We start from the raw sequence: 9,328 nt of genomic DNA, 5'->3' as shown, positions 1-9,328 counted from the left end.
TTCTTCGCTGTAGCGTTTTTTCATTTTGAGATCTCCAACTCCCATAGTTTATTGGAAATCTCATCAATGTCATGGCTCTAAATTCGGGGGAAAGGTCATATTTACCGGTGGTCCAGGCTCAGGCAAGACTTCGGTTATCAATCGCTTGAAAGCGCTTAATTATCAGTGTGCTCCAGAAGTTGGCCGCAAAGTGATTCAGCGGCAAGTTGAGATACAGGGCACAGCGTTACCTTGGGCTGATAAGGTCGCTTTTCGTGATGAGATGGTCCGTGAAGATATAAATAATTACCATGCCTATGGAGCGTGTCAGCAGCCTGTTTTCTTTGATAGAAGCATCATTGATTGTTATGGATACAGCATGCTGGAGAAACAGACTGTTTCTGACGAACTCACAAAATGCTGTCATGAGCTTACCTATTGGCAAAACGTGTTTATCTTCCCGCCCTGGGAGTCGATTTTTACCAATGATGCTGAACGTAAACAGGATTTTGATCTGGCGGTTGCCACTTATGAAGAAATGGTAAAAGCCTATACCACGTTTGGATACTCATTAATTGAAGTACCCAAAAAGTCAGTTAACGAGCGCGTGCAGTTTATTTTGACGAAAATAAAACAGCTGAATCCGGCTATTGAAAACTAAGAATCAAAGCTGGGGATGACTAAGTCGTTTTAAGCAGACCTGATTTTAGTGGGCGGCATGCTCTGGATGAGGGCGATGATCTTCCACCCATTTTTCATCCATACGTGGGTCCATTTCGGCGAGCACATCGCCAGATGTGGCTGGAACGGCTACATACACATTCATATGGTCTTCTGGGATACGCTCGCTCTGTAATGAGTAATAACCTAAAGCCAAAGCAAACAACGCCAGCACGATGAAAAATGCGATCGCTGAAAATCCCAGAACAAACCCCAAAACTAATGGTGCACTAAATGAACCGAAGCCATAAGAAAACAATAAGGTTCGGCTAATCTCGACCAGGTCGGTGTTTTCATCAAACACATCATTGGCACGCGCAACGCTCAAGGGATAAATGCTGAACAAACTGACACCCAATAAAAATCCCACCGTATAAAGCAATGCCACACTATCACGCCAAATTAAAGGCAAAATAAGCATCAGCAGAAAAACGCCAGCACCGAAAAATCCAGACAGAGCCAGCATTTTCCGCCGTCCTATTCGATCAGATAATATGCCAACAGGCAATTGCGCAACCAGCCCACCCAGAATGGTTATGGTCATAAACAATGAGACCACCTTGGGCTGATCAAATACATTTAAAACATACAGTGGCAGCATGGTGTAAAACGCGCCGATAAACACCCCGCCAATAAAGCTACCTACCAAAGCCAGCGGTGCAATCGATAACAATTTTGGCATGCTGTAACGTTCAAAGGGTTTTAATACCGGTTGCGTAACACGCGTCACCGCGACTAATACCAGCGACCAAAGCACCAGAATGGAACCCAGAATGAAAATCGTATTGGCTGATAGCTCCAGCATTAACAGTAATTGACCCAATGCCAACGCCAGGAAGAAGACGATGGTATAAATTGCCAGGATTTTGCCACGGTCATCAGTCGAGCTTTTTTCATTGAGCCAGCTTTCTAACACTATCAACATGGCATAAAAGGCAAAACCGGATACCAAACGCAATGTGGCCCAAAACCACGGATCAAACCATAAGGCGTGACCCAAAAATGCCATGACCATAATCGCTGAAAAAGCCGAAAAACTGCGTGCATGACCGACAGTTACAATCAGTTTTTGACTGAAAACAGCAGCTAACATCGCGCCCAGGAAAAAAGCCGAATTGATTAAGCCGATGACGCCCTCGGTGAGGCCTTCCTGTTTCAGGAATATGCCGATAAACGTCATCAATAAGCCATAACCCGTTGCCAGTAGCGAAATCGAGAAGAACAAGGATGAAATCGGTAATAAGGCTCTTTTAAAAAACATGTGGTTTCCTGAAACGAGGATAGCTTACTGCGGATGAACAACTAGGCACTATTATAGGCACTGTTGACCTTTCATAGGCACCACTGCTGGAGGCTATTTTTCGTCCTACAAGGCGGAAATGATGCGATGTAGTTGTTCTACATAAGTCATTTGCAACGCAGTAGGATGGAAAATAGTCCCAGCCCTGCGGGTTGTGGCTGAAAAATGCACTACTCTGCGTTTATTTAGAATGACTAAACGGCACTTCTCGCGCGTTGATTGGTACAGTTTCAGTCACAACAGAGGCGTCTATGAAAGGTCAATAGACCCTATTGCTTTAATTATTTTCAATACAAATTCAAGGGAGGGCACAGCAAACTTGATTTGGATGGATTATGTTTATAACCGATCACGCTGTGTTCTATGGAGTGGGTATAAACCTCTTCTAAATTGAGGGTACGATATATTCTCCCAATTCCTGAATTACCTCTTTCGCGGGACGTTTTCCATACTTTAGGTTGATTGTAACGTGATTAACACCTACACCCTTAAGATGTAATAAATAATTCAACAGAGCTTTAATACCAGTACGGATCCCTAAATGGATGGGAGTCGGCAGGGTGTTAGGATCTGTAGCTAAATCTATGTAGAGAGACTGTGCGAACGGCTTGAAAGGTTGATTATTCTCATCCAATACTCGATACCACTCTTTGACAATTCGATCATGAATTGCGAGTGGTCTAGGGTAGGTAATCCATCCATCTGCATTTTGTGCAACCCAGTCTAAGCTTTGTTGGCTATGTCCAGTGACAAATAATGGAATCACTTCTTTTGCCTTAGGCAGACTGTCCGCTCGCCCGTCCAAGACTCCATAAGAATTGTTGTAACGTGGTAACGTATCGTACAGCAATTTTTTAAGTGTCTCGAAATGCTCTCTAAACAATTTCCCCCTTAATTCTGGGTCAACCCCAAAAGCGGGAAACTCAACTGGTCGATCACCTGATGCAACACCCGCTACAATACGACCATTGCTAAGTATATTTAGCGATGCTAATGATTTAGCCAGATGTACGGGGTGTCTTAATGGCAGTATGAGCGAGCCTGTCGCCAGTTTGATTGTTTTAGTATGTGCTGCAATCCACCCCATATACACTAGGGGATCATAAATTTGCCCTACATCGCCGAACATTGGATCTCGCAAAGGAACATCTCTAAACCAAAGTGCAGAAAATCCTGCCTCTTCTGCCAAGCAAGCTAATGATTCCTGATCGGCCATAGTAGGAACATCCCCTTGATATGATTCAAGGGGAAACATAAGGCCTAAACTTAATTTTCCTTCACTAAATAGGCTGTTTTCAGTTGTCGGTTCATTGTTCATGTAACCATGCTCCACTAGATTCTTGTCGAAACAAATGTTCGACCTCGTACTTTTTCATACAAGAGGTCAATTGCTTGCTCTGTGACCTGCATCTAAAGAAATATCCTCAACTGTCACTTCGATTGTTTCAAATTTAAGGTCTTGAGAAAACCTGAGACGAGCCTTTGTCCTCTAGAAGACATTATGCTCTTAATGGCTACTGTTACACTTTTTAATATGAATGGAGCAACACTTGCTGGACCTGCGGTGATACCACATGTGGCAACAACTTCACCTTATTCTGTTGAGACGCAAGTCTTTGCCAATATATCTCTGGGACTTGACGGGTAAATCGTCCGATGCAAATCCAGGTTTAATGTTGTGATAAAACATGATTTAAAACTAGAACCGAATGAAGAACATGAGGACGGCAAATCCAGAAATTTTAAGTAGTTCTATTTTTGCCTTCATGGCAAATCTAGCTTTGATCCTCAAAAATCTAATTTAGCCTGCTAATTAGTATCCAGGAACCCCGGCAGTGATACTGCCGGAGCTTTTTAAAATATTAGAAGTCGAGCTGTGCACCCAGTTTAATAGTGCGTGGTGCACCCTGAGCAATACCTGAACTGCCTGCAGAGGTGAGCCAATAAGCTTTATCTGTCAGGTTTTCAACATTTAACCGCAGAGTCAGCAGCTGTTTGTTGAAATCAATTTCATAGCGTGCCCCCAAATCAAATAATGTTACCGAGTCGACATCCCATTGGTTGATAGTATCCAATGGAACATTGCTGGTGTATTGCGCGCCACCAGTGAAGGTTAACTGGGTATTCGGCACTTGGTATTCACTGTATAAACGAAACTGTTTGTCAGCCACACCTTGTATCGGTTCACCTTCCAGACTTGGATTGGTGGTTTTTTTATTGGTGGCATCCAGCCACATTGCACTGGCCCCGATCAACCATTGCTCATTGATTTTGCCGCGGGTAGAAAGTTCAATGCCTTCGAAATGGGCTTCGCCATCCTGGCTAAATACATTATTGCCATCAGTGAAAGTTAAGCCTCTTTGCAACTGGAATATCGCCATATTGGCTGACCAGTTATCGTAGTCGACTTTAATGCCTGTCTCATATTGTTTGCTGACCAACGGTTCAAATACCTCGCCCGCATTGACTGCGGTATTAGGTGCTGTGGCCCCTTGTTCAAAGGCTTCTACATAACTGGCGTAGATGGAAATCCATTCCAGTGGCCGATAGATGGCCGCAAAGGACGGTGTGATTTCACTCTCTTTGTAGTCGCCATATTTGTCTTCAAGACTGCCGTAGCGTGCACCCAGAATAAAATCCCAGCTGTCGCCTACATTAAGCGTATCGGAGAGAAACGCTTCTTTACGGGTGATTCGGGAATACTCATTAAAGCTGGCATCGCTTTTATCGAGATGGCCGACCGGACGGTCGAATTCAACCGGGGAGGATAAATTACCTGATCCCAACGGGATTGATAATGTGCCGATACCCGAGCTGTTGGATGAAATGGTACGAGTATGTGATAAACCAAATGCCAGGTTATGCGTAACAGGCCCTGTTTCGATAAGGCCACTGAGCACATTCTGGGTTTGATAACTTTTGAACAGGTTATTGTAATTGTAAAGCGTCGCAGAATAATTGCCGTTACCATCGACATATAGAATCGGCATTAATGGATTACGATAGCTGGTGGAATAACGGTATGAGAGTTTGTTGTTCCAGTTATTGTTAATGTTCCAGATTAAATCACTGCCGGTGGTAATGTGCTCTGATTCATAACGGGTCCAGTCAGGAGTAAGTCGTTTATCACCATCAATTGGATTAATAACCTTACCAAATGTGCCGGTAGGATTAATCGAAAGTAACCACCATAGCTTTTACGTTCAGAAATCAGTGCATCAACCTGCCAGGTTAAATCGGGGGTGATTCGCAGATCCAAAGCGACCGAAGCTGATTTACGATAAGCCTCACCGTCATCAACATAGGTGTCTCCAGCCTCGCTGACCACATTAACACGGTAACCCACTATGTCTTGCGGACCGACACGACCACCAACATCACCGTGAGCTAACAACAGGCCACTATCCATGATTTGGGTGGAGACGCTGGCCTTGAATTCGTCCGTCGGGCGTTTGAGCACGTAATTGATGATACCGCCAGGCGCTGCAAAACCGTAAAGGAAACCGCCGGCGCCTTTTAGGATCTCGACCCGTTCAAGATGTTCCAGAGGAAGATCTTTGGCGCGGCTACGAAAATTCATGCCATCGAGTTTCTGCCCGGTGTCAAAGTCAGGACTAATGCCGCGAATCGAAAAAGCATTATTTTCTGTTGTCAGATTATTGCCTGACAGGCTGATAGCGGCATCAAATTTGGTGAGCTCGCCCAGTGAGCGTGCTTGTAAATTGGCAATGTAATTTTCGGAATAGGTTTCAATGGTAAACGGGGTATTCTGCTTTGAGAGATTGCCCAGTGCACCGGCAAATACATCACCGACCCGATAGGCATTGGCGGCAGAACCATTCATCCCGAGACCTTGTACCTTCATTGTTGATAAGGTGACACTCTGATCATCCTCAGACGTTTTATGCAATGAGTAACTATTATCTCCCTGAGCTACTGCGACCAGACCGCTTCCACTGAGAATCCGGTTCAGCGCATCTTCAATTGTATAGTTGCCTTGCAGTCCTTCACTGCTCTTGCCACTGGCTAACTCCGAAGCCCCCACCAGATAGATTCCAGCTTGTGCCGATAGACGAGCCAATACCTGACTTAACGATCCGGCTGGAATAGTAAATTGTTGGGTTGCCTGAGATGCTGCTTGAGTCGTTTCAGCCTGTGCGGCAGGCATCCATGCTAGTGTGCTGATGCTGGAAACCGCAAGGATCTTTATCGAGAGCGCCAGGGGCTTAAAGCGGTTTTTAATGGGTTGCTTGGGACGGTATGGTTTCACCATGGTATTACCTCATCGAGTTTAGTGTTGATACCGATATAAACGGATGAGAGGAAGAAACCCGGAACCATTAATTGAAATAAAAGTTGGCTCGGTAATTTAACTGCTTTGAGGCTCCAGCTTAATCCAACCAGGAAAGATCTGGCGGACTTGAATCGGTAAAACCCGGGTTAACATGCTGAGCGTGCGTTTTGTGTGATTGAGAGGGAAGCTGCCATAGACTTTGAGTTGAGCAATCTCTTCTGTGATATTGATATAGCCATAATGATAGCGATTGAGTTCGGCAATCAGATCTTCAAGCGTCATATCTTCTGCGACCAGAAGTCCTTGTCGCCAGGCTTGTCGTGCGGTGATGACGTGTTGTTTTGCTTGTATCTGATCCGCATTAAACCGGCTACTTTCACCCGCCTGAAGTTCAGCTTGCTGATTATTCAGGGTTTGCACAGCTACTGCGCCCTCATAAACGGCAAGTTCAATATCATGAGAATGATTCATCACATTAAATTGCGTGCCGAGTGCTGTTAATCGGCCATGCGAAGTCTCGACGACAAATGATCGGCCGGGATCTTTTGCTGTTTCAATATAGATTTCGCCATGCAGTAGCTCAATGCGTCTTTGTTTGGCGGTGTAATCGACATTAATAGCGCTTGCTGTATTCAGCCACAGCTGACTTCCATCAGCTAGCGTAATGTGGCGTTGTTGACCGACACCCGTACGATAATCTGCATTAATTGCCATAACACTGTCAGGCAGCCACTTCCTATGCCAACTCAGCTGGCCCACAAAACCGATTACAGTAATACTGAGCAGGCCACTTAAGAGTCGCCGCCGTTGACGTAATCGCTGATTGGCATGATAGAGATTATCGGCTGTGCTTTGAGGATCCGGCGTCTGCTGCAAGGTCTCAAAACTGTGGCTGATATTTTCTACGTAATGCCACGCTTTTTTATGCTCTGGCCTGGCGTCCAGCCAGTTACGCCAGGCTATTTTGTGTTCACGACTGGCCTGGCCATCGCGAAGCAGGGCAAACCATTCGGCAGCTTGTTCCAGGGTTTGATGGGAAGGCTCAGCCATCGTTATGGATCGAACCCGGAGATTAGTTCGCGGCTGGTATGAGAAGCGTGTAGCTTCAGGCAAGCCAGCATGGCCTTGGCGACGTATTTACGTACCATGCGATCCGATACGCCTAATTGAGCGGCTGTTTCAGCATCAGTCATCTGACAAACCACCGCTAATAAAAAGGCTTTGGCGACTTTGTTGGGTAACTCGGTCAACATCAGATTGATTTCTTCCAGGGCTTCCAGCACCGCCGCCTGTCGTTCGGCTGAAGGAGCGGTTTCTTCTGGATAGCTGGAAAGCGTATCGTGCCAGGCTTTTTCAATTTCCTTGCGACGCCAAAGATCAATACAAAGATTTTTAGCCGTAGCACATAAAAAATTGCGGGCATGTTCGCCACTGGAAAAGTGACGTGATGACGGTAAGCCGAGCAGACGAAGAAATGTATCCTGAGTCAAATCGGCGGCCTCTGCGCTATTACCCAGCCTTTGATATAACCAGGATTTCAGCCAGTTGTGATGTTCGCTATACAGCACCTGCACATTAAAATGACTGACAGATTGGGCACTGCTCACAAAAAGCTCCTGAATGTTATTTGGTAATGAGAATCAATATCATTCTATTGCTTAAACACAAACCTCGCAAGTGAGCTGTTGAACGGGAAAACTAATTAAACGTTTTGCTATTGTCTTTGATGAGAAGTTTATTGATGAAGTTGAAACAGGGAACAGAAGAAATGTCTACATCGGTTTATTTATGGTGATCATCTTTAGTGACTAAAAACTCCAGGCTAGCACCGATATCTTCTTCACCGCAGGCAGCGATATTGTCTGGACCGCCGGCCTGGGCTTCTTTATGTGTCAGTATCAAATCGCGTCGATCTTTTTCCTCTGCAGCTTTCTCAACGTTCTTATGATCATAGCTGGCTTTGTCACGTTCAACGGTGCCACACTCTGTCTCATTTGTCTGCGTATTATGCTCGTCCATTTTTGAGGCAGGGTCAAAATCAGCAGGGATTTTTCTCTGAGAAACGTCATTTTCATTACTCATTTGTATTTCCTTTAGTAATATTTTGTAAGACTGTGGAGAGAACAGAGGAGTTCGACAGGCGCATTTACTTTACGGAGAACATCGATTACAGAAGAATCTAAGCTGTAACAGATACCCATTACCTTCTATGAGTCTTAACTATGAGGCCATTGTCCTGCCAAATCAACGCCTGACTTTCTGTAACCATTTATCTAACTGATTACCAAACGCTTGTCGATCACGTTGGTTAAAGGCCGCAGGGCCGCCCATATGTTCACCACTGCTACGCATGGTTTCCATAAAATTACGCATAGTAAGGCGGGCGCTGATTGTGTCAGTGGTATAGAGTTCGCCTCGGGGATTAAGTGCGAGCGCACCTTTTTCAATGGCTTCGGCCGCCAGGGGTATATCCGCAGTGATAACCAAATCACCTTTTTGCAGGCGTTCGACAATCTCATTGTCCGCAACATCAAAACCAGAATGCACTTGCTGAAATTTGAGAAAAGGTGAGGGTGGTAATCGTAAACTGTGGTTGGCAATAAAGGTCGTATGAGTCTCGGTACGGGTAGCCGCTCGATATAGAATTTCTTTAATCACTACCGGGCAGGCGTCGGCATCAACCCATATCTGAGGACTTCGAGACTCTGCCATGTTATTTTTCTTCAAGCTGACGGGTACGTTCAACCTGTTTGACTTTGATATGGATGGCCGCTTTTGCCATCAGATGTGCACTGACCGGAGCGGTGATAAATAAAAACAGAGTGACCAGAATCTCATGCAAACTCACGCCATCGGTTTTAAAGCTGAAGTGAATGGCAGAAGCAATCAGAATTGCTCCCACACCTAAGGTACTGGCCTTGGTGGGGCCGTGTAAACGCATATAAAAATCGGAAAGTTTGTATAAACCAATGGATCCCACCAGCGTGAAAAACGCGCCGATTAAAATCAAAATAGCTAAAATCCACTCAAGCATA

Annotated in this window: 10 protein-coding genes; 1 reads left to right on the top strand and 9 read right to left on the bottom strand. The window is 45.2% G+C overall.

Annotation, left to right across the window (positions count from 1 at the left end; genetic code table 11):
- Positions 1-25 precede the first annotated feature (25 nt).
- A complete protein-coding gene (locus LGT40_RS08950; RefSeq protein ID WP_226072859.1) occupies positions 26-640 on the top strand; it encodes an AAA family ATPase in 615 nt (204 codons plus the stop codon).
- 45 nt (positions 641-685) lie between these two features.
- Here LGT40_RS08950 and LGT40_RS08945 read toward each other — a convergent pair whose 3' ends face one another.
- The 9 genes from LGT40_RS08945 to LGT40_RS08905 form a co-directional block, all read right to left on the bottom strand.
- On the bottom strand, positions 686-1,960 hold the full coding sequence (locus LGT40_RS08945; RefSeq protein WP_226072857.1) for an MFS transporter: 1,275 nt from the start codon (positions 1,958-1,960) through the stop codon (positions 686-688).
- Positions 1,961-2,384: 424 nt separating this feature from the next.
- A complete protein-coding gene (locus tag LGT40_RS08940; protein WP_226072855.1) occupies positions 2,385-3,317 on the bottom strand; it encodes an LLM class oxidoreductase in 933 nt (310 codons plus the stop codon).
- Between the two features lie 544 nt (positions 3,318-3,861).
- Complete coding sequence (locus LGT40_RS08935) at positions 3,862-5,082, bottom strand: TonB-dependent receptor (RefSeq protein ID WP_247363640.1); 1,221 nt, start codon at positions 5,080-5,082, stop codon at positions 3,862-3,864.
- Complete coding sequence (locus tag LGT40_RS08930; protein WP_226072853.1) at positions 5,061-6,272, bottom strand: TonB-dependent siderophore receptor; 1,212 nt, start codon at positions 6,270-6,272, stop codon at positions 5,061-5,063. The genes LGT40_RS08935 and LGT40_RS08930 overlap by 22 nt, the downstream gene beginning before the upstream one ends.
- A 96-nt stretch (positions 6,273-6,368) precedes the next feature.
- A complete protein-coding gene (locus LGT40_RS08925; protein WP_226072851.1) occupies positions 6,369-7,343 on the bottom strand; it encodes a FecR family protein in 975 nt (324 codons plus the stop codon).
- Between the two features lie 2 nt (positions 7,344-7,345).
- On the bottom strand, positions 7,346-7,900 hold the full coding sequence (locus tag LGT40_RS08920; protein ID WP_226072849.1) for a sigma-70 family RNA polymerase sigma factor: 555 nt from the start codon (positions 7,898-7,900) through the stop codon (positions 7,346-7,348).
- A gap of 175 nt (positions 7,901-8,075) precedes the next feature.
- Complete coding sequence (locus tag LGT40_RS08915) at positions 8,076-8,375, bottom strand: hypothetical protein (protein WP_226072842.1); 300 nt, start codon at positions 8,373-8,375, stop codon at positions 8,076-8,078.
- A gap of 162 nt (positions 8,376-8,537) precedes the next feature.
- Positions 8,538-9,005 (bottom strand): YaiI/YqxD family protein, encoded by a 468-nt coding sequence (locus LGT40_RS08910; RefSeq protein WP_226072840.1) that lies wholly within the window; start codon positions 9,003-9,005, stop codon positions 8,538-8,540.
- A gap of 1 nt (position 9,006) precedes the next feature.
- A complete protein-coding gene (locus tag LGT40_RS08905) occupies positions 9,007-9,327 on the bottom strand; it encodes a Na+/H+ antiporter subunit G (protein WP_226072838.1) in 321 nt (106 codons plus the stop codon).
- Position 9,328 lies beyond the last annotated feature (1 nt).

Source organism: Methylophaga pinxianii, assembly GCF_020447225.1.
GTDB lineage: Bacteria > Pseudomonadota > Gammaproteobacteria > Nitrosococcales > Methylophagaceae > Methylophaga > Methylophaga pinxianii.
The sequence above is the reverse complement of the archived record's forward strand: the minus strand, read 5'-3'. Positions and strand labels throughout refer to the sequence as shown.

What these genes read in the sequence shown, in the direction of transcription:
- LGT40_RS08930 (WP_226072853.1), bottom strand. Translation starts at nt 6,272, where the DNA reads ATGGTGAAACCATACCGTCCCAAGCAACCCATTAAAAACCGCTTTAAG.
- LGT40_RS08945 (WP_226072857.1), bottom strand. Translation starts at nt 1,960, where the DNA reads ATGTTTTTTAAAAGAGCCTTATTACCGATTTCATCCTTGTTCTTCTCG.
- LGT40_RS08940 (WP_226072855.1), bottom strand. Translation starts at nt 3,317, where the DNA reads ATGAACAATGAACCGACAACTGAAAACAGCCTATTTAGTGAAGGAAAA.
- LGT40_RS08925 (WP_226072851.1), bottom strand. Translation starts at nt 7,343, where the DNA reads ATGGCTGAGCCTTCCCATCAAACCCTGGAACAAGCTGCCGAATGGTTT.
- LGT40_RS08915 (WP_226072842.1), bottom strand. Translation starts at nt 8,375, where the DNA reads ATGAGTAATGAAAATGACGTTTCTCAGAGAAAAATCCCTGCTGATTTT.
- LGT40_RS08905 (WP_226072838.1), bottom strand. Translation starts at nt 9,327, where the DNA reads ATGCTTGAGTGGATTTTAGCTATTTTGATTTTAATCGGCGCGTTTTTC.
- LGT40_RS08910 (WP_226072840.1), bottom strand. Translation starts at nt 9,005, where the DNA reads ATGGCAGAGTCTCGAAGTCCTCAGATATGGGTTGATGCCGACGCCTGC.